Genomic DNA, 21,198 nt, shown 5'->3' with positions numbered 1-21,198 from the left:
CGGTTGCAAGCTGCGCCGGAAAATTGGCGCAGTTTTGCGTCAAGACAGTTTTCATACGGGAGCACTCGCTCGGGAGAATTGCTCTCCACAAGACCAAGCGGCTTAACAACGCGAGCGGCGTTATCAAGTGTCTATTCATGGCGAACGTAAAGCCGCGGCCACGGCATCCAGACTCTGCTCCAGCAGCGTCACGATCGTTTCGATCTGTTCCTGACTCACGATGAACGGCGGCGCGAGTAGAATGCCGTCGCCATTGCTGCCGTCCACGTGGCCGGCGTTGGTCCAAATGATCAAGCCGCGATTGAGCGCTTCTGCGGCGATCTTCTCGACGATCTTCAGGCTGCGAGCAAAGGGCGCGCGCGTGCTCTTGTCGGCGGCCAGCTCGATTCCCGCCAGCAAGCCTCGGCCGCGAAGATCACCAACCAAAGGATGAGCGCGCAGGCGTTGCAGCCGCGCATGCAAAACGACGCCCATCTCGCGGCAGCGCTCGACGAGTTGATGTTCCTGCAAATAGCGAATCGTTGCCAGCGCAGCGGCGCAGGCCACCGGATGATGAGCAAAAGTCTGAGCGTGCAGGAAATCACTGCCGCTGGCGTAGATCGCCTCGACCAGCTCGCCGCGCGCCAGCATGGCGGAAAGCGGAACATAACCGCCGGTAAGGCCTTTGCCGGCGAGCATGATGTCGGGCGTGACGCCGGTGGCCGTGATCGCAAACCAATCGCCGGTGCGACCCATGCCGCACAGGATTTCATCGGCGATGAACAGCAGGTTATACTTGCGGCAAATCTCGACCACACGCGGATAATATTCTGCCGGCGGCACCATGCCGCTGCCGGTGGTGCCCAGCACCGGCTCCGCCAGAAATGCCGCGACCGTATCCGGCCCCTCGCGTTGAATCACCAACTCCAACTCGGACGCGCATTCATAGTCGCAGTGCGGAAAAATTTTGCCCCAAGCGCAGCGGTAGCAAATGGGCGGCGGAATCTTGGGGTGATCGACGTACATGTGCTGAAACTGCACGCGATAGGCTTGCCGGCCGCTTACGCCCATCGAGCCGAAGGTGTTGCCGTGATAGCTGGGCAGGCGGCTGATGATTTTATACTTCGTGGTGACGCCCCTGGCCATCCAGTACTGCCGGGCCAGCTTCATGGCGGCCTCGGTGGCTTCCGTGCCGCCGGAGAGAAAAAACGCCTTGGTCAATCCTGGGGGCGCAACACTGCACAAGGCGCGGGCAAGCTCTTCCACCGGTTCATGGGTGAATTGCAGGCCGCTGACATAACCCAATCGGGCTGCTTGCCGGCCGATGGCCTCGGCGACAGTTTGATTGCCATGGCCGAGGTTGGCGACAATCGCGCCGCCGGAAGCATCGAGATAACGTTTGCCGCCGGCATCATAGAGATAGACGCCCTCGCCGCGTACCATCATTGGGAATTCATAGCGCAGCTTGCGGTAAAGCACGTTGCCGTGCGGATGGGAAAACCGAAGATTGGAATTCATGCTCTGTCGGCTCCAACTATAGAAGCAAGCAGTCTGCTCGAGCGGATTTGATTTCTTCGAGCGCTCTTGCGCGCTAGCGCGCTTTGAAACTCAACTCCTCCACCTTCTTGCGATCCAGCCTTTTGATCACTGCCGTAATCAACTGCACGGCGCTGTCGATATCATCGCGGTGAATGATGCCGTTGGCGCTGTGATAGTACCGCTGCGGGATCACCAGATCGAGCGTGGGCACACCCAAATTCCACTTGTGAATCGGGCCGGCATCAGTGCCGCCGCCTTCTTCCAGCATGAATTGATAAGGAATTTCAAGCTCATCCGCAACACTCTGCACCCACTGCCGCAGTTTGACATGCGGCAGCATTTCCGCGGTGTGGAGAATGATGACCACGCCCTTGCCGAGCACGGGCTGGGCATAGTCCGCGCTGGTGTTCGCGGGCAAATCGCTGGTGACGTCGATGTCGAGTGTGATGGCAATGTCCGGCTGCACCGCCGCCACCAGGGTCCGCGCGCCCGCGAGCGTGATCTCTTCCTGCACGGCGCCGGTGGCAAAGACGGTGTTGGGATGCGGCGACTGCGCCAGGTTTTTCATCACGCCAATGAGGACGCCCAGGCCGACGCGATCATCCCAGGCCTTGCCCAGCAAAAACTTCGGATTCGCCATGCGCGCAAAGCTGCTCTGGTGAGTGATGGGATCGCCCGGCTGAATGCCCAGGGCTTCAGCTTCGGCGCGGCTGGCGACACCGACATCGATCCACATCTCTTCGCGGGGAATGAGCTTGTCCTCTTGAATATCGGGACCGGTGTTGAGCACACCGAGAACGGTGCCGCTGCGCGTGTGAATGAGGACGCGCCGATCGAGCAACTGCTGGGGGAAGTTCCAGCCGAGCGGGAAAAACTTGACAAAGCCGTTTTCATCCACGCGCTTGACCATGAAGCCGATTTCATCGAGATGCGCGTCCAGCAGCACGCGGGGCGAGGGCGCGCTACCCTGCTTGCTGCCGATCACGCCGCCGAGATGATCGCGCTGCAAACGGTCCACGTGCGGGGCGAGGTATTTCATGAACACTTGCGCGGCCGGCTCTTCATAGCCGGACACGCCTGGCGCTTCGCTGAGATCGCGCAGCATGTGTTCCGTAGCATCCAGCTCCTGACCGAAGATCGCGAGCGGAGTGATCAACACCATCGCCGCGAGCAGTCTCTGCCAGGCCGCGTGCGCTTCTTTTCTCTGCATCGAACCGTTCCCCGTGATTTCACTGCCGGCGGAATTTTAGTACTGCAACGATAAGCATACACTCTCATCATTTGGAAGGCCAGCTTGGCTCCAAACAGGGTCGCATGTATTCGCCCACGGGCAGCGCCCAGGGAATCGAAAAAATCTATCGCTTCTAGCTCTGCAGGGGCGGCATTATAGACACTCGGTTTTGCCAAAAGCGGAGTGTCTTTCTGCCAAGCTGATATTTTCAACCGCAAGCAGCGCGCTCACTCCACGACAAGATGTGTCAAATCAACCGGCCGGAGCTGCCGGCCCTTTCTGCCGGTGATCACTTCGGTCTGCTGGAGCGCCCGTTGCAAGGCTTGCGTCGCAGCTTCGGCTGCGGCCTGACACAGCAGCGCAATGGTTTCCGCGCCATACCAGCGTTCGCGGAAAAGTTGGAGTTTCTCCTCGAATGCGCCATCCACCGTGTTGGTGGTGGAAAAAGCCAGCGCCAGCCGCTGTTCGTTTTGCAGGCACAGGCCGAGGCGGTCCAAGCCCCGCATGCCGGCTTCCGCGAGTTGGCGCAACTGCTGCGGCAGCAGCGGCGCACTGGTGGCCAGGATCAGCACGAAGCTTGGCGTCAGCGAGGACGGCAACTCGGCTTCACATTGATGCAAAAACCGGCCGCCGTTCGCGACCAGCAGCGCGCCCACGATCAACTGCTCGTCCGCCACAACCAGAGAGCGTGCCGCCTCACCAACCCCTCCCTTTCCACCAAAAGCGCACAACCCGCGGCCGATGCCGACGCTGCCGCACGCCGGCGCCGGCGCGGCGGCGTGAATCGTCGCAAGTACCTGCTCGCCGGTGAGGCGGCGCTCGCGCAGATTGTTGAGGTAGCCATCATCCACGCCGATGACGATGGGCGGCCAGGCGTTGTCGATGGGAAGCTCGAAATGGCGCTGATGTCCGAACGTGATCAGCGCATCGTAGGCCGTTCCCACCGCTGTCGCGTTGCACAGCACAATCGGAGAAGAGAACGTGCCAAAATCCTGCGCGACGTGCAAGCCGGTCCATTCATTCCAATTATTGCCGGCAAAGCTGCCGATGAAGAGCTTGCGATTTCTGACGGCCAGCGGATAGGGCAGGATCACCGTGACGCCGGTTTGCACTTCGCCTTCGGCGAGGGTCAAGTGGCCGACGCTGACGCCGGGCACCGCAGTGATGGAACTCCGCCGGCTTTCCTGCGCGCCGGCCCACGCCGTCTCCTTGCCGGGAGAACGGTGCGAGTCGGGATGCGAATCAGCGCCCATATTTCCTCATGATGGCCGGCAATCTTGCCAGCGGCAGGGCAAATGCAGTGTTGTCGTTGATGCCCACCGTGGTTTCGGCGCCGCACAACGCGTTCAAGATCGCCTCTTCCGCGGCCTCGCCGGCTGCCTGATGCGCGCGGCTCAGCCATTCATCATTGAAAATGTGAATGTCGGTGAAGGCTGCGCCCGCACGAATCTTGATGCCGGTGGAAAAGAAAAGCGCGAGATCTCCCGAGCCATGACTCGACTGGCCGCCGGTGCGTGCCATGCCCAGAATCATGCGCTTGCACAAGCGCTGCAATTGCGCCGGAATCATCGGCGCATCCGTGGCGCCGATCAAGATCAGGGATTTTGCTTTGCGGCCGACCATCGGCATGAGATCAGTGATTTCTTTGCCCACCGGCACGCCGTTGATGGTGAGCTGCTCGCGCTCGCCGAAATTAGCCTGCACCAGCACGCCGATCGTGTAACCACCGAGCGCCGCCGGCAACACGCGCGAGGCAGTGCCAATGCCGCCTTTGAAATCGAAGCTCACCATGCCGACACCGCCGCCCACCGCGCCTTCAGCCACCGGGCCGGACTTTGCCGCCGCGATGGCCGCCTGCACGTGTTCCTCTTCGAGATGCCGGCCTTCGGCATCATGCAGAAACGCGGCCCAGGTCTCCGCCACCACCGGCACCGGCACGGGAGCAGTATCGCCGATTTCAGGATAGGCTTGCAGCAGCCAGGTGAGCGCACCGTTCATCACGCGGCCAACGTTCGAAGTATCGGTGAGAAAGATCGGGGTTTGCAGCAATCCAGTTTGATCGACCGCGCCGAGGCCGGTCATTTCCCCATTGCCGTTCATCACAAAGCGCGCCGCCGTGACATGCTCAACCACAACTTCATCACCTGGCATGATGACGGTCACGCCGGTGCGGATCGGGCCTTGGCCCACGATCAAGGCGCCGGTGCCGGCAATGAGAGTGCAGTGCCCGACTTTTACGCCGGCCACATCCGTGATGGCATTACCGGCGCCGGTAGGCAGCGCACCGATGACGATGCCCAAATCGCGCAGGCGACGCCGGTGCTGCGGCGGTGCCGCCAGATATTTATGCGAGGGAGAACAGGCAGTGAGCAGGGCCAAGCCGGCGATCTGCCGGCAAAACCTGCGGCGTGAGATGGGCAGGTAAGCAGTTGAGCTGGAGATCATCAGGATCGAAGAGCGAGTACTCGCAGGCAGCCGCGCATTCGTTAAAATGATGCGACGCAATATAGCATGGCCGCTGCGGTGTGTCAAGGTGTTTTTGGCTGAGACCTGCACGCCACGCCGCACAGCTCGGGCGCGATGATGATACGGCGTGCCGCTGCCGCGACGGCATTGCAACCCAAACGGCAGCGATTTCGTTTCGCCGCAACAGGTCGTCGCTTTCCGCGGGACTGCTTTCGCTTCCGCCGACTTCACGGCCGCGGCGTCTGCGAACTGGAGGATTTGCCGGTATATGTGCTCGTCTCAAGATCAGCGAGCAGCCCGTGCCCGCGGATCGGACTGCTCTTCTGCGGGAAAGGAATCCCTCCTACTCTCTTCGACTCTGCAGCCACCTCAATTGTGAGGACGGACTCTCGCCCGGTGACGCGGCTGGGCCGCACACCTGCACGTTTTCATCGCTAATCCCCGATCTCAAAACAGGCCGTTCACGCTGAAGTGCGAGCGGCCGTTCACAACCATCGTCTCTCCAGGCGGATAAATTCAGAAAGGTGACGGATGCGCAAGCAGGCCCTGGCTTTCACCATCGCGACGGCTCTCATCGCGACTTCGACTTGGGCGCAGATCTTCGAAGTGCAGCTTGTCAGAGTCAAAAATGACGGCGTCGCCGGCGGCAACGTGGATCTCAAGGTGCAGATGAAAGCCAACGGTACGGGTTTCCGGATGGGCTCAGGCAATCTTGTCTTCACCTACAATCCCGCGTGGCTCTCCCAGCCGACTCTGCTGACCGCGCACACTTTCAACGGCAGCCGGTATACTGCGCCGACCGTGACCGAGCCGGCCAGCGGACGGGTTTCTGCCAATTTCGAATACAACAGCAGTGCGGGCAGCGGCACGAGCGTGGGCACCTCCTTCACGGACGTGGTGACCATTCGCTTCACCATCAACGACCCCAACGTGGCCGACACCCTGAGATGGCGGACGGTGTCACCCAATGCCGTCAACGTTTTCAGTGACGACAACGCAACGCAGATCGCGGCCGGCACATTGGCGAGTCTGGCCGTGCTGCCGCCGCCGGTGCTGACTTCCTTCACGCCGGCCAGCGGGCCGGTTGGAACGGAAGTGACCATTACCGGAAGTAATTTCTCCCAAGTCACCCAAGTCGCGTTCAACGGCCAGGCGGCTGCAAGTCTTGTGATTGATTCCAACACGCAAATTCGAGCCACGGTGCCGCCAGGCGCCTCCACCGGCAAGATCACAGTCAGCAACGCCAGCGCTACCGCCTTCAGCGCCAGCGACTTTCTGGTGACCACACCGGCCGGCACGGTTATCCTGACCTTCGCGCCGCTGGCAGATGCCCACATCGTGCAATCCAAGCCCACGAACAACTACGGCACGGCCAGCGCCATGCGCTACCGCAACAGTCCGACTTCCGGCTATGCCAGCTACTTCAAATTCGAGGTGAACGGTCTCAATGGCGCCCTCCAAGGTGCGAAACTGCGGCTTTTTATCACCGAAGGCACGAATGACAACGCCTCGGCGTATGCGGCATCCAACACCTACGCCGGCGGCACGGAGCCGTGGACGGAAACAGGCCTGACGTGGAACAATGCCGATCGCGGCGGCAGATTGCTGGGCACCAATGGGCCGGTGATCACCAACTCATGGTTGGAAGTGAATGTCGCAGCGGGTATCAGTGGGAACGGCACATACAGCTTTTCGTTTCTGAATGAGACTTCGGAGAGCGGGTATCTCAGCAGCCGGGAAGGTGCCAATCCGCCCCAGCTTGTGATAGAGTATTTGCCGGCCGGCAGTAACGCGGCGCCCGTTGCCAACAACGATGCCGCGACCACCGCCGCCGGAACTGCCGTGGTCATCAACGTCCTGGCGAATGACTCGGATGCCGACGGCTCGCTCAATCCCACCAGCGTCACTGTGGCAACTGCTGCTGCGCATGGCACTACCTCGGTGAACACCAGCAATGGCGCCATCACCTACACGCCCAATGCCGGTTTCTCAGGAAATGACAGTTTCACCTACACGGTGAAAGACAATGCCGGCGCCACCTCCAATGCCGCGACGGTAAACATCACGGTGACCGCGGCCAACGCGGCGCCCGTTGCCAACAACGACGCCGCGACCACCGCCGCCGGAACTGCCGTGGTCATCAACGTTTTGGCGAATGACTCGGATGCCGACGGCTCGCTCAATCCCACCAGCGTGACCGTGGCAACTGCTGCCGGTCACGGCACCACTTCGGTGAACACCAGCAATGGCGCCATCACCTACACGCCCAATGCCGGTTTCTCAGGAAATGACAGCTTCACTTACACGGTGAAAGACAATGCCGGCGCCACCTCCAATGCCGCGACGGTAAACATCACGGTGACCGCGGCCAACGCGGCGCCCGTTGCCAACAACGACGCCGCGACCACTACCGCCGGAACTGCTGTGGTCATCAACGTTTTGGCGAATGACTCGGATGCCGACGGCTCGCTCAATCCCGCCAGCGTCACTGTGGCAACTGCTGCCGGTCACGGCACCACTTCGGTGAACACCAGCAATGGGGCCATCACCTACACGCCCAATGCCGGTTTCTCAGGAAATGACAGCTTTGGATACACCGTGACTGATAATCAAGGCGCGGTTTCCAACCTCGCCACCGTGGCGATCACAGTCACCGGCAGCACCGTTTCGAGCCTCACGTTCACGCCCATTGCAGATGCTTTCACCTCAGCGGAAAAGCCGGACAACAATTACGGCAGCGACACGGAATTGCGGTTCCGCTACAGCAGCTTGACGTTGATCAGCTACCTCAAGTTCGAAGTCACGGGCATCACCGGCAGCGTGCAAAGCGCCAAGCTGAGGGTGTATGTCACCACCGGCAGCAATGACAACGTCACGGTCTATTCCGCTTCCAACAACTACGCCGGGACCAGCACGCCGTGGACCGAGTCCGGCCTGACCTGGAATAACGCTGATCGCAGTGGCGGCGCGCTCGCTACGCAAGGCCCGTTGGCCAGCAATGTCTGGCGGGAATGGGAGGTCACTGCGGCAGTGGGCGGCAACGGCACAGTGAGTTTCGGCATCTTGAACACCACGCCTGTCATGGGCGCAGGCAGCAGCCGCGAAGGCGCAAATCCGCCGCAGCTCATCGTCGAATTCGGCAGCAGCGCGCTGCCGCGGGCAAACACTGCAACCGGCACGACGACTCAAACGCTGGCAGCGGCCACTGCCCAGCGGCCGCCCGCCAGCCTGCAACTCGTGGGCAATCATCCCAATCCGTTTTATTCGCACACGAACATCACGTTTGCCCTGCCGGAAGCCGCGCCGGCCAGCTTGATCATCTACAATCTCACCGGCCAGGTGGTGCGCAAGCTGGTTGACGGATTGCAGCCGGCGGGTTTTCGACAAATAAGCTGGAATGGCCGGGACAAATTCGGCAACGAGGTGCCGACCGGCGTGTATTTCATGCGGTTGCAGTCCGGCGGTCAAGTGAAGGTGAAGCGCATGATCCTGCAGCGGTGACAGCGCTTGCCGCAGCGCTCGGCAGGCAGACGATTCGAGGGGGTCAGGCTCACTGCGGAATCCGCCGAGCATAGCGACGGTCTCACGCGGCGAACTCTGCGACTCTGGGGTGATTCCTGCAGGGTGTACTCGGGTGTCTCAGTTCAGATTGGCAGAAAACGAAAGGCCGATGCGCGCAGCATCGGCCTTTTTCTTTGCGGGTGTACAGGACGAAAAACAGAAAAATGTCCCAACCCCGGCTGAGCCGAGATTTCCAATCCTTCAGACCCCGTGGAAACACTGAGGTTCCTGAGGCAACGGCCCAGCCGTTGCGAGAACATTTTTCAGAGTGTTCCAACCTCGGCTGAGCCGAGGTTTCCAATCCTGCGGGCTCCGCGGAAACGCTGAGGTTCCTGAGGCAACGGCCCAGCCGTTGCGGGAACACTTTCAGCGAAAGGTCATGCTTTCTGACGGAAAACAAAAAAAGCCGCCCCCGTCGCCGGAGGCGGCTCTCACAACGTTGAGGTGATATCAGTTGAAGCTGTAACGCAAGCTGAACTGAATTCTGAACACGTCATACTCCGTGGCAGTCGGCTCGTAGGTCTTGGAGATCAACGAGGTGCCGATGTTACGCAGACGGTAACGCGCTTTGCCTTCGGCATCGGCGCCGCGGGCGATCAACGGCTGGGTGGTGACCAGGCGCTGGCCCACGCCCCAGTTCTTGTTGATCAGATTGCCGACATTGAGCAAATCGACGCGGAACTGCAGGCCATTGCGCTTGCCGCTGACGTTGGTAAACAGATCCTGCGTAATGCTGAGGTCAGCCCGGTAAACCATCGGCAAGTAAATGGCGCCGCGCTCGGCGTATTCACCGCGATGCTTGCTCAGGTAGGGATCCTGCTGAATGAAAGTTTCCCAAGCGTCTTGCTGCTCGGCCACGGTGAAGGTCTTGCCCGAGGAGGTGAACTCTTCGAAGTTCATCTCCGACTTGTTGCGCGGGATGTAGATCAAATCATTGCTGGTGCCGCCGTCGCCGTTCAAATCGCCGCTAAAGGTGTAGCTGGCCGTGCGGGAGGCAAAGGCGAAGGGGTCAGCCGGCCAGTTGCGCGCACCTTCCCAGAACACGGAGACGGTGGTGGCGCCGAAGTCGAAATACTCCTTGCGGTAGGACAGCGCCGCGAAGACGCGATGGCCGGGGGAGTTGATCGAGAATGCCACGCCGGGATTATTGGGGTCGCCGGAATGTTGGTTGTTGTTCCAGGAACCAAAGGCGATGGAGCCGGGATCAACCGTGTTCCTCGAAACGCCGTAGCTATACGCCACTTTGCCGTACAGGCCGTCTTGCATCGGCTTTTCCAATGCCGCCGCCAAATTCCAGGAGTAGCCGTCGTTCTGGTTCTTCAAAACGATCGCACTGGAGATGTTGCTGTTGATCCGGTTGCCGGTGGTCCAGCGTGGACGGTTGTCGGGACCAACGAAGTTGGTGTTGGCCGGTGCCAGGTTGGCGTTGATGTAGTAGATGCCGTTCACATCACGCCCGTAGATGAACTCGGCGGTGCCAATCAGGCCCCACCACGGCAGCTTGCGATCCACGCCCAAGTTGCTGCGCCAGAGCTGCGGAAACTTGAAATTGGGATCGGTGAAGGCCAATTCATAGCTGGCGGCCGGCGCGCCGGTCACGTTGGTGGGTTTGTAGTGATTGGGATCTGGGTGGAACGGCCGGGCCGTGGTGTTGTCCAATTGCTCGAAGCCGGTCAACACGCCATTGTTGCCGATCTGGTTGGAAATCCACACGTAAGCCGGACGGCCGGTGAAAATGCCCGTGCCGCCGCGCACCTGGGTGGTGCGATCGCCGGAGACATCCCAGTTGAAGCCCAAGCGCGGTGACCACAGCAGGTTGGCATCCGGCAGCTTGTCGGTGGCGTATTTCACGGTGCTGCCCGACTCTTCCCGGAAGCTGAGGCCGTTCACTTGCGCATTCTTGAAGCCGGTGTCGCCAAAGAACGGCACGTCCACCCGCAAGCCGAGCGTCAATCTCAGATTCTTGTTAACCTGCCATTCATCCTGGCCGTACAAGCCGGCGAACAGCACTTCCAGCGGCTGGATGGGCTTGATCTGGCCCGGGATATTCGCCCAGCGCACCTGGAAGCGGCGCAGCGTGACCGGCGAGGTGGTCCGGCCGGGGTTCGCAAAGTAGTCGTTGGCATCGGCATAGAAATCATCCAGCGAATTGTACACATAGACGCTCTGCGAACCGGGGAAGAAGACGTTCTCGGACTCGTAGCGCTCGCCGCTCAAGCCGAAGGTGAAGTTGTGATCGCCGCGGTAATAGGTGAAGTTGTTCTGCACCTGGAAGCTCCAGTAGCGCAGCTCATTGTTCGGCGTGAAAGGCTCGAAGCCGAAGGAGGTGTAGGTGGAGCCGTCCTTGAGAATGTCGACGAACGGAAAGAAGGTGCCGACGCTTTCGCGGCTTTCATCGTTGTGGGTGTAGCCGACGAGCAGGTTGTTGGACATGTTGTCGCTCAGGATCGAGTTCCACTCACCGACGATCGAGCGAATGTTCTCCAGAATCTTGTAGTTCGAATTCTGGAAATTCAAGGCATTGGTGTTGGTTCTGCGGTTGCCGAAGCCCAGCGAGGAGGAGTTGGAGATCAAGACATCCGTGTCCGAGTCCAAATGGTTGTAACGCAAGCTCAGCTTGTTGCGGTCATTGAGGTTGTAATCCAACTTGCCGATGAACCGCAGCGCCGGCGTCTTGAAGTCATAGCCTTGAAAGCCGCCGGCTTGGTAGCCAAACTTCGAGCTCACGAAGCTGCTGAGCTGGCTCAAGTCAGTCGCCAGCACGCGCGTCTTGTTGCCGGTCACCGCTTCACCCCCGAGATTGGCGGTGAAATCCGTGCCCGGCTTGGTGAGTTCATCATCCTCGAAACTGCCGAAGAAGAAAAGTTTGTTCTTGATCAGCGGACCGCCCAGGCGCAAACCGATTTGCTTGTAGTCAAACTTGCCGGGGTTGTACTTCGCGTCGCCGGCTTCCTCACCATACAGGCCGTCATTGCGGAAGATGTAATAGGCCGAGCCGGTGAATTCGTTGGTGCCGCTCTTGGTCACCGTGTTGACGCCCGCGCCGACAAAATTGCCCTGGCGCACGTCATACGGCGCAATGTTGACCTGAATCTGTTCGATGGCATCCAGGGAAATCGGTGCCACACCCGTCCGTTCGCCGGGGCTGCCGGCCAGGCCGAAGGAGTTGTTGAAATAAGAGCCATCGACCGTGACGTTGTTCAAGCGGTTGTCCTGGCCGACAAACGAGTTGCCACTCGCCTGCGGCGTCAAACGGGAGAAATCGCTGATGTTGCGGGTGATGGTCGGCAGCATCTGAATGGCCGCGCTGCTCACCGCCGTGGCCGCTCCGGTGCGCGAGGCGCTCAAAATCGCATCCCGCTCCGCGACCACCGTCACCTCGGCCGCCTGCAGAGCCTCCTCGACCAGCGTAAACGTCAAGCGGCGGTCTTCGCCCAAACCCAGAAAGATGTTCTCGACGTTCTCCTTGCGGTAGCCGATCAAAGTCGCCGTAATCGTGTAGGGGCCACCAACCCGCACGCCCGGAATGTTGAAGCGGCCATCGTTGCGCGTCGCCGCGCCGAATATCGTGCCGCTCGCGGTGTGAACTGCCACGACACTGCAGCCCACCAGCGGCTGGCCGTTCTGATCGACAACCACGCCATTCAAAGCCGCGGTCGTCACGCCCTGGCTGTACGCTGACCCGGTAAAACCGAAAACCAGCAGCAACGCCAGAGCAGACAGGCTCACAGTCTGCACGAATCTGTTGCGATGCATCCTGAAACCCTCCGTTAAGTTAATTGAACAGTGATTGAAAGTTGTTCGCCTCTGCCGTACAAAGGTATTCCTCGCACTCCTCGGGAAGATAGTCAGGTAATGTTAAGAAAGGGTTAGTTTATTCTTAGCAATGGATCAACTCTGCCGCCCCGAGATCACTGCAAAAGAAAAAGGCGTCATCAGCGCAAGCTGCGACGCCTGGAGTTCTGGAAATCTCAGTAAAGGTCAGACAATGCTTGGACATTTTTCCTCTCCTCGACCTGAAATCGCGGGGCGAATATGGAAAATTTAATTCGAAAAGGCAACAGTTTTTTCAGAGATGACACATTCGTATCTCAATGCTATCTCTCTATTTTACATGCAAGATCTTGCGCACTAGTTGAATTCCTTTCATTTTCACCATCACAAAGTAGACCCCGGGCGCCAAATCGAGCGCCGCGGGTGACCAGTCAATCACCCACTGGCCCGGCGCCACCGTTTGCATGGCCATCTCTGCGATCCGTGCGCCCATCAAGTTGAAGAGCATCACTCTCGGCGACTCTCCCCGGCCGCCTGGTGCGCGCAACGAGATTTGCACAGACCCGGAAAACGGATTCGGATGAGTCTGCAGTTCAAATCCCTCAGGAAGCCGGGCCGGCTGGGTCACGTCATTGGCGGCCGTGCCCTGAAAATAATTGAGGCCGCCGTCGCCTTCACCCACCAGCAAATCGACCGCCCCGTCGCCATTCAAGTCCGCCAGCACGGGTTTGCTGTACGCGCCGATGCCGAGGCCGGCGAATCTGGCATCAACCAGGACAAACGAATCGAGCGCAGCGGTGCCCTGAAAATGCAGCATCTCGCCCTCCAGCGTGCCCACCAGCAGGTCGAGAAAACCGTCACGGTTTACGTCGTGCAGGCAGGGTGCGGCATAGTCGCGTACCAGCGGCGGACGAAGCTTTTTCCGGAATTGCATCACCGGCTGGCGCGCGTTGCCGGTGTTTTCGAAAATCGCCACTGCCGCGCCGGCATATTCGCCCAGGAACAAATCAAGGTCGCCATCAAAATCCGCATCGGCAAAACAGGGTGAGCTGTAGCTGCCGAGATCGATATTCTGAAAATTCGGGTCGGCGAGCACGAAGTTCGGCACTTGGGGCGTTCCGATATTTTCGAACAGCACCAAATCGCTCCCCGTCACGGTGCCGATCACCAGATCCAAATCCGCATCGCCGTCAAGATCGGCAAACGCCGGCGCCGACACGGCATTGAGCTTGATGTTCTGAAAGTTGTCGGTCACCCAGCGGAATGCCGGCGCGGACGCCGAGCCGGTGTTTTCGAACAAGTGCAACCGGCCGTTGAGATCGCCCAGGAACAGATCGAGATCACCGTCGCGGTCGAGGTCTGCCAGCGCCGGCGCGCTGTTGCTGCCCACGTCGATTTGCGTGAGGAAATTGTTCGCCGCGATTTTGAGCTGCGGCAACGTGGCGGTGCCGGTGTTTTGGTAAAAGATGAAATTGTTGAGATTCTGATTCTGGCAGGCGACGAAAAAATCCACCGCGCCGTTGCCGTCGATATCCGCGAAGCGCGGAATGTTGTAGCCCAGCGTGTGCACCGGCCGGCCGGCCGGGAAGGCGCTGTCGGCAATCACGATGCGGGCGCTGGCCGGCGTGCCCTGATTGCGCAGAAAATAAACGCCGGGGTGGAAAAAATCGCCATAGAAAAGATCGCGATCGGCGTCGCCATCGAAATCGACAAAATCGATGCCGTTGGCACCGTGCCGGGAGGCCGCCAAGCCCCGTGCCGGCGCCACTGCACCGCCCGAGATGATACGCAGGTTTTGCCAGGTGCTGGTTTCGAATTGGAACACCGGCGACGCAGGATTGCCGACGTTCTGATAGAATTCGATGTAGCCCAGAATATTGCCGCTGAAGAAATCATAATCGCCGTCCGCATCAATGTCTGCGAAGGCAGGCGCGCTGGTGTAATCGATGCGCACCTCCTCCCCGCTGACTTGCGTCACCGCCTCTGTTTCCAGGGTGAAACGCGCGACTTGCGCCGAACCGATGTTGCGATAAAACGCCAAGCCGCCCTGATTGTTGTCCTGGTAGAAATCGAAATCACCGTCGGCATCGATATCGACCAGGCAGAACCAACTGCGAATCTCGAAATCGCCGTAGCGATCGTTTGCCAGGCGGAATCGGCGGACCTGAGCATCGCCGATGTTTTCCAGAAAGAGCAGACGCTTTTCCGTGGGCGTGAAGTAGAAAAGATCGAAATCGCGATCCGCGTCGATATCCACGAATTGCGGAATGAAAAAATCCAGCCCGCCGAGAAAGGGGAATTCCAACGGCTGCCCGCTCACTTCCACCGGCAATGTCACCACGCGCTCGAATTGCTGCGCCCGCCCCGCTGACTGGCCACCCAGCAGCAGCAGCAGCACAAGCAATCCGGCCGACACGCAGTATGCCGGCGAAAACGCCATCCAGCCCAGCCCGCGGGCATGTACACGCATGAGCACGCTCTCCCAAGCCGCAATGAACAACCGCATCACCCTCACTCGCCCACCGACTCTGTCTCCTTGCCGCCTTGCCCCCTGCCCCTTGCCTACATCACCAGCACCACCTTCCCAATATTCCTCCTCTCTTCGATGTAGCGATGCGCCTCCGCAGCCTGTTCCAGGGGAAAAGTCTTGCCCACAAATGGCCGCACCCAACCTTCCTCCACGCCCGCGAGAATTTTCTGCATCCAGCCCGTGACCTTCTCGCCTTCATGCCACATGTGACCGAGATTGGTGCCGAACACGGCTTTGTTGCTGTTCATCAATGAGACCGGATTGAACCACGGCATCTTGGTAACCAGCTTGAGCAGGCCAAACACGCCCACGCGCGATTCAGTCGCGATCGAAATGCCAAACATGCCCAGCCGGCCGGTGGCGCGCAGCGCGTCGTAGCTTTTTTTCCAATGCCGGCCGCCGAAAGGATCGATGATCAACTCGACGCCGCGGCCGCCGGTCAATCGTTGCAGCTCCTTCTGCCAGTCCTGCGTGCGATAGTCGATGAGATAATCGCACCCGCGCTGTTTGAGAAACTCGTGCTTGCCCGCGCTCGCGGTGCCGTAAACGGTCGCGCCGATTTTCCGGGCGAAATCCAGAGCCGCCAGCCCCACCCCGCCGCCGACATTGTGAATGAGAATGGCTTCACCGGCTTGCAGCGAACCCATCACCACCACCGCTTGATAGGCAGTGAGATAAGCCACCGGCAGCGCCGCGGCTTCTGCACTGCTCAGCCGGCGGGGTTGGGCGAACGTCTGGCTGCGGGGCACGCTCACTTTCTCCGAGTATCCGCCGAAGCGCGTCAGCGCAATTACTTCGCGGCCCACGTCGTTGGAATCGACGCCCTCACCCACGGCTTCAATGGTTCCGCAAACTTCATAGCCGATCACGCACGGCGGCTTGGGGGCATCGGGGTAGATGCCCTTGCGCGCCATGAGGTCGGCGAAATTGATGCCCGCCGCCTTCACGCGAATCGACACCTCGCCGCGCTTGGGCGCAGGCGCTTCACGTTCCAGCACCCTGAGCACCTCACAGCTGCCGGCTTTGGTAATGAAAACTTGTTTCAAGTTGGCTCCCTGATCATTTGCTTTTGGACTCGTGCACAAGCGCCGCCCGCAAGCATAGGAAAGTATTGGCAAAAATCAAGCGGTGATTTCGCGGAGTGGCCCGGGACGGGAAATGAGGCTGACAGAAGGACCCCAATGACGGCGGCAGCGGCGACAAAAGCCCAAAAAACAGTTGGTGTGCAAATGGGCCATCTTCGCAAAATAAATCCAAATTGCATCAATACAGTTGATCGTGTCAATCCTGTCTGATTCTCTCAGGGCTTGCGCCGTCGAGTCGGAAGGCCTTTGGGACCGTGGAGACTCCAACCCACCTTGATTTGCCTCAACAGGCCAAGCCCGCCGCCCGGCCGGTCGTGAGCCAGAAACGAATCAGCACTCAACCGATTTCTCTTCCTGCTCGCGCCGAACAACGCCGCATCGTCGCCTAACGCGATGGCCTGCAAGCGCAAGGGGGATCGCCGCAAAGCCCTGCAGGCGCAAACCGCGGCCGACCTGGCGGCGTTGCTCAGAAAACGATTGCTTCTTGGTTTTGCACGGCTATATTGAGCACTCAAAGCAGCACGGATGCGAATCTAGCCGGCATGGAATCATCGACTGATCGTTTATGATTTTGAAGACTGCCAATCGCGCAGCCGTTTTTGCGTGTCTTGCTTTCTGCTCTGCTCCCGCCCACTCCCAGAACCACGATTTTCGCTTCACCCATCTCACCACGGACAACGGCCTGTCCCAATCCAATGTGATTTGTATTCTGCAGGACAGCAAGGGATTCATGTGGTTTGGCACCTTCAATGGCCTCAATCGATATAATGGCTATGGCTTCGAGGTGTTCCATGATCGCGCGAGTGAGGCGCAACGCCTCAGCGACAATTACATCTCGGCGCTGTGTCAAGATCAACGCGGCGATCTGTGGGTCGGGACGAGCGACGGGCTGAATCGCTACAATCATGAGAGCAATGCATTTCAACGTTTTCTCCATCAGGCTGACGACCCGCACAGCATCAGCGACAATCAGATCGAAACCATTCTGGAAGACCGCCAAGGCCGCCTCTGGATCGGCACGCGCAAAGGCGGACTCGAATTGTTTGATCCGGAAACGGAAACATTCACTCACCGGGTGCATGAGCAAAATGACCCGCAGAGCTTGAGCAGCAATTTCATCCGCGTGCTTTTTGAAGACAGCAACCAGAATCTGTGGATCGCGCACTGGAACGGCGCGCTGGACCTCAGCGATGAAAGCCGCAATGCCTTCCGGCAGTTGTCCATTCAGGGGAAAAAATTGACGGATTCCCCCATCACCGCCATGGTCGAATCTCCGGAGAACATCATCTGGGTCGCCACCCAGGGTGACGGACTCTACCGGCTCGAACATGAAAACGGCGAGGTGCTTGCGCGCGCGCATTATTCGAGTTCAGCCGCTGCCCAAAACCAACTCAGCAGCAATACCATCTTGAGTCTCCTGCTCGACAGCCAGAATCGCCTGTGGATCGGCAGCGAGGATGCCGGCATCGATATACTCGACCTCGCCACCGGCACCTGGCAGCACTGTCAGCATGATCCCTTCAATCGATCCAGTCTGAATCATAATTCCATTTGGTCGATCTATGAGGACCGGACCGAGAATATCTGGGTGGGAACCTATGCCTACGGCGTCAATTTTCTGGCCTACCGCAAGCCCCGTTTTCAACACTACGCCCATCATCCCGGAAACGTCGGCGGGCTGAGCCATAACATGGTCAACGCAATCATTGCCGACAAAAACGACAATTTGTGGATTGCCACGGATGGTGGCGGGATCAGTCTGGTCGAGCAGCAAAGCCGCGAGTTTTTCCATTTCAATCGCCGCAACAGCAACCTCGGCACGGACGTCATCGTCAGTCTCTTCGAAGACAGCCGCGGCCGTTTCTGGGTCGGAACCTGGGCGGACGGATTGTATCTGTTCGACCGGCAGGCACGGAGGTTCACGCGCTACTCCAAAGAAAAGCATGGCCTGGGGAGCAACAGAATTTTGCACATGCTGGAAGATCGAGCCGGGGGCTTGTGGCTGTGCACGTTCTGGGGCGGTTTGACGTATTTCAATCCCGACGATCGGACGGTGCGCGTCTATGACAAGGGAAACAGCGGATTGAGCGACAACGACGTCCGCGTCGTGTGGCAAGACGATGACGGTCTGCTCTGGATCGGAACGGATGTCGGGCTGGACTGCTTCAATCCACAAACCCAAACCTTCACCAGCTACCAGCATGAGGCGCAGGATGAAAGCAGCTTGAGCAAGGGGTTTGTTCATTCCATCATCCAGACCAGCGATGCGACGATCTGGGTTGGTACCACCTGCGGGCTGAACCGATTCGATCGCACAGCGAATGCGTTCATCCGTTACACCACACGCGAGGGCCTGCCGAATGACGAGATCAAGTGTATTGTTGAAGGCGAACCGGGCATCTTGTGGTTGAGCACGAACAAAGGCATAGCGCGGTTCGATACGAAATCCGCCACCTGCAAGAACTACGACGTTGCCGACGGCTTGCAGGGGAACGAGTTCAATGCCCGCAGCGGGTGCCGGACGGCGCGTGGTGAAATCGCTTTCGGCGGGAACAGCGGATTCAATATTTTTCAGCCACGTGATTTGCAGGACAACCCCCATGTTCCTCCGGTTGTCATCACGGATATCAAGATCTTCAACAAGTCGATTGCGATCGGCGGCGAGCATTCCCGCTTGCAAGAACAAGGCGAGGGGATGCCGAAGCTTGTACTCTCCCACCGCGACGCGGTTTTCTCTTTTGAATTTGTGGCATTGAGCTACGTCTCGGCGGAAAAGAACCAATATGCCTACCTGCTGGAGGGTTTCGAGTCCGCATGGAATTATGTCGGCTCCAAGAGAACCGCGACCTACACCAACCTGGATCCGGGAGATTATGTTTTCAGGGTCAAAGCCTCGAACAATGACGGTCTCTGGAATGAAGCCGGCGCCTCGATGAAAATCACCATCACTCCGCCGTTTTGGAGGACGTGGTGGGCGTATCTGCTTGAAGCGCTCGTGGTGATTGCCGTGGTCTCCTTCGTGCTGAACCATTTTATCGGCCGGCAACGCCTGCGCAGTGCGTTGAAAATCGAGCATCTGCAATTGGAAAAGATGTACGAGCTGGATCAGTCAAAAACTCGCTTCTTTGCCAATATCGCGCACGAATTTCATTCACCGCTGACGCTTATCCTGAGCCCCCTGGAGAAGTTGATTACTTCTGCCGCCGTGGAAGAGAAAATCAGAAACACGTTGCTGCTGATACAGCGCAACGCCAAACGGCTGCAGCGCATGACCAACCAGTTGAAAGATTTCCAGAATCTCGAGACCGGTGATTTGCAGCTCAGCCTCTCGCACGGAAACGTGGTGCATTTTGTGAATGAGATCGTGCATTCCTTTCAAGATTATGCCACAGAACATCGCATCCGTTTGCAGTTTCGCGCGAACCCGGAGGAGGCGCTCGTCTGGTTTGATCCCGACAAGCTGGATAAGATCGTCTACAATTTGCTGTCCAATGCCTTCAAATTTACGCCGGATGAAGGCGACATCACGGTGGCGGTGGCGATATTGTCTGTCGAACAGTCCGCGGACTCCCAGCAACGCAAAGACCGGGCGAGCCGGTACCTCGAAATCCGCGTGCAGGACAGTGGCATCGGTATTCCGCAGGATAAAATCGAACATATCTTTCAGCGCTATAACCGCCTGGAAGATCCTGAGGGGCATCATGACGAGGGCAGCGGTGTCGGGCTGGCGTTTGTACACGAATTGGTCCAGCTTTACCACGGTGAAATTTCCGTTCACAGCACCGCCGGGCAGGGTTCCACCTTCACCATACAAATTCCCATTGATGAACAATACCTGGAAGAAAACCAACTGGTCGGCGAATTCCGGGCTGCTTCCCCGGCCAACTCCGTCAACCGCGGCCTGGCATTTGAAGAGTCTGACGTGGCCGGCGCCGCCGAGCTCCAGCAACCGGACGCAAATGTTCCAGTTATCCTGATTGTCGAAGACGACAGGGAATTGCGGGATTACTTGAAAAGCACACTGGAGACAAGGTATCGCGTTCTGGTTGCCGAAAACGGGCAGGAAGGCTTCAGGAAAGCGGTGCGGATGATCCCGGACTTGGTGGTTGCCGACGTTGGAATCTCTGAAATCAGCGGGATTCAACTCTGCAACCAACTCAAGGAAGATGAAAAGACCAGTCATATTCCCATCATACTGCTGACCGCCTATTCTTCCCGGGAGAACATCTTGGAAGGGTTGGTCCGGGGCGCCGATGCCTATCTGGCCAAGCCGTTCAGCCTCGATTTGTTGGAAGCGCATATCGTCAATCTATTGGAATCCAGAAGAAAACTGCGCGAGAAGTTCAGTCGCGAAGTCCTGCTGGGACCCAAGAAAATCGCGATTAGCGATATCGATGAAAAGCTTTTGCAGCGGATCATGGAGACGATCGAGCAGCACATTTCTGATGACAAATTCAACGCCGAAGCCTTGAGCCAAAAAGTGGGGATTAGCCGGATGCAGTTGTATCGCAAACTCCGCGGCTTGACCGACCAGACCGTTCATGAGTTCATCCGGAGCATTCGCCTGAAGCGAGCCGTGCAGCTTCTCGAAGCGAGACGGATGACCATAACGCAAGTGGCATATGAAGTCGGTTTTAGCGACCTGACCTATTTCGCACGTTGCTTCCGAAAACTGTACAAGAAATCACCTTCGGAATACATCTCCACCATCAACTGAGCAGCCAAAGAAGTCTCACCCTTTCCTTTGGGCCGTTCCCGCCCGCCGGACTCTCTCCCCTGCCGGACACGCCTGCCTGCCCCACCAGCGCGGGCCAGCCAGACTCCCAACGCGACCAAGCAACTTGCGGCCTGGTGTTACTCTAATCCGATGTTTTGTTACTGGCAGCCGAGCAAACCAGGACGAATGTTTATATTTTTGCCGGGTGATTTGGTTCGTGCAGGTGATTGCTCTGAACAGAAGCGCGACGTATGCCAAAATGGCCATTGTACACAACGTCGCCTGACGTTGAGTCCCCAGGGCCGCGCTTTCACGC

The 21,198-nt window shown here is 58.7% G+C and carries 11 protein-coding genes; 2 read left to right on the top strand and 9 right to left on the bottom strand.

Going from position 1 to position 21,198, the window contains the following annotated elements; all coding sequences use genetic code 11:
- Positions 1 to 135: 135 nt before the first annotated feature.
- The 4 genes from L6R21_14345 to L6R21_14330 all read right to left on the bottom strand — a co-directional run bounded on the left by L6R21_14345 (position 136) and on the right by L6R21_14330 (position 5,128).
- A complete protein-coding gene (locus L6R21_14345) occupies positions 136 to 1,497 on the bottom strand; it encodes an aspartate aminotransferase family protein (protein MCK6560372.1) in 1,362 nt (453 codons plus the stop codon).
- Between the two features lie 73 nt (positions 1,498 to 1,570).
- Entirely contained in the window at positions 1,571 to 2,728 is a 1,158-nt protein-coding gene (locus L6R21_14340) for a M20/M25/M40 family metallo-hydrolase (GenBank protein MCK6560371.1), read from the bottom strand.
- Positions 2,729 to 2,976: 248 nt separating this feature from the next.
- Positions 2,977 to 4,002 carry a P1 family peptidase gene (locus L6R21_14335; GenBank protein ID MCK6560370.1) on the bottom strand — a complete coding sequence of 342 codons (1,026 nt, stop codon included), beginning with the start codon at positions 4,000 to 4,002 and terminating at the stop codon, positions 2,977 to 2,979.
- A complete protein-coding gene (locus tag L6R21_14330) occupies positions 3,992 to 5,128 on the bottom strand; it encodes a P1 family peptidase (GenBank protein MCK6560369.1) in 1,137 nt (378 codons plus the stop codon). The genes L6R21_14335 and L6R21_14330 overlap by 11 nt, the downstream gene beginning before the upstream one ends.
- Positions 5,129 to 5,746: 618 nt before the next feature.
- Between L6R21_14330 and L6R21_14325 the strand changes: the two genes are divergently transcribed.
- Complete coding sequence (locus L6R21_14325; GenBank protein MCK6560368.1) at positions 5,747 to 8,716, top strand: Ig-like domain-containing protein; 2,970 nt, start codon at positions 5,747 to 5,749, stop codon at positions 8,714 to 8,716.
- A gap of 510 nt (positions 8,717 to 9,226) precedes the next feature.
- Here the strand turns inward: L6R21_14325 and L6R21_14320 are convergent.
- The 5 genes from L6R21_14320 to L6R21_14300 form a co-directional block, all read right to left on the bottom strand.
- Positions 9,227 to 12,532, bottom strand: coding sequence for a carboxypeptidase regulatory-like domain-containing protein (locus L6R21_14320; protein MCK6560367.1), 3,306 nt, complete (start codon positions 12,530 to 12,532; stop codon positions 9,227 to 9,229).
- Between the two features lie 349 nt (positions 12,533 to 12,881).
- The gene (locus tag L6R21_14315) at positions 12,882 to 15,020 is read right to left on the bottom strand and encodes a T9SS type A sorting domain-containing protein (GenBank protein ID MCK6560366.1); all 2,139 of its coding nucleotides are present in this window, start codon (positions 15,018 to 15,020) and stop codon (positions 12,882 to 12,884) included.
- Between the two features lie 92 nt (positions 15,021 to 15,112).
- On the bottom strand, positions 15,113 to 16,126 hold the full coding sequence (locus L6R21_14310; protein MCK6560365.1) for a medium chain dehydrogenase/reductase family protein: 1,014 nt from the start codon (positions 16,124 to 16,126) through the stop codon (positions 15,113 to 15,115).
- 550 nt (positions 16,127 to 16,676) lie between these two features.
- Positions 16,677 to 17,525 carry a hypothetical protein gene (locus tag L6R21_14305; GenBank protein MCK6560364.1) on the bottom strand — a complete coding sequence of 283 codons (849 nt, stop codon included), beginning with the start codon at positions 17,523 to 17,525 and terminating at the stop codon, positions 16,677 to 16,679.
- A 9-nt stretch (positions 17,526 to 17,534) separates the two neighbouring features.
- Entirely contained in the window at positions 17,535 to 17,957 is a 423-nt protein-coding gene (locus L6R21_14300; GenBank protein MCK6560363.1) for a hypothetical protein, read from the bottom strand.
- 180 nt (positions 17,958 to 18,137) lie between these two features.
- On the opposite strand from L6R21_14300, the gene L6R21_14295 reads away from it, so the two are divergent.
- Positions 18,138 to 20,882 carry an ATP-binding protein gene (locus tag L6R21_14295; protein ID MCK6560362.1) on the top strand — a complete coding sequence of 915 codons (2,745 nt, stop codon included), beginning with the start codon at positions 18,138 to 18,140 and terminating at the stop codon, positions 20,880 to 20,882.
- Positions 20,883 to 21,198: the final 316 nt, after the last annotated feature.

The organism is bacterium (assembly GCA_023150945.1).
GTDB lineage: Bacteria > Zhuqueibacterota > Zhuqueibacteria > Zhuqueibacterales > Zhuqueibacteraceae > Coneutiohabitans.
The sequence above is the reverse complement of the archived record's forward strand: the minus strand, read 5'-3'. Positions and strand labels throughout refer to the sequence as shown.